This window comes from Facklamia lactis, assembly GCF_015863205.1.
Lineage (GTDB): Bacteria > Bacillota > Bacilli > Lactobacillales > Aerococcaceae > Facklamia > Facklamia lactis.
The window spans coordinates 1-632 of the sequence record NZ_JACBXQ010000020.1; the positions used below are offsets into that span (position 1 = coordinate 1).

The following is a 632-nucleotide window of genomic DNA, read 5'->3' on the forward strand; positions in this document are numbered from 1 at the left end:
GCATCCCCATTCACAGCGGTCACGGTCTTCACGAGCTCAATCGCTGGTGAATTTACGGGCACGTCTTCGTCATCTTCGTCGGTCACTGGTGGCGTATTAGGATCTGGTTCCCCTGGATTAGCTGGATCTTCTGGATCCCCCGTTACGGTGGCCGTATTCGGGATACTGTCTTTACCAAGGTCTTCTGCCGTAGCGGTGTACTCTTGCGTCACAGTGATTGACTCTCCTACCGCTAGATTCACTTGAGGTAATTCGATCGTTCCACCTAACATTGGGTCGTCTAGAACCACATTCACAAGTGGCATATTACCCGTATTGGTGATCGTGAACTCGTACGTGATGACATCGCCCTCAGCGGTAACAACTTTTCTGTTGGTTTCACCATTCACAGCTGTCACCGTCTTCACTAACTCAATCGCTGGTGAATTTACGGGCACGTCTTCCTCATCGTCATCCGTCACAGGTGGCGTGTTCGGATCTGGCTCCCCTGGATTAGCTGGATCTTCTGGATCACCTGTCACCGTGGCCGTATTCGGGATACTATCCTTCGTTAGATCATCCGCCGTCGCAGTGTACTCTTGCGTCACTTTGATCGACTCACCTGGTGCTAGGTTCGCTTGCGGTAATTCGAT

1 protein-coding gene is annotated in these 632 nt (G+C 51.6%); it reads right to left on the reverse strand.

Translation table 11 applies throughout. The features are described from left to right. Positions 1 to 632, reverse strand: a 632-nt coding sequence (locus HZY91_RS10790) for a CLIPPER-2 domain-containing protein (protein ID WP_197116272.1), incomplete at both ends; no start/stop codon positions are given.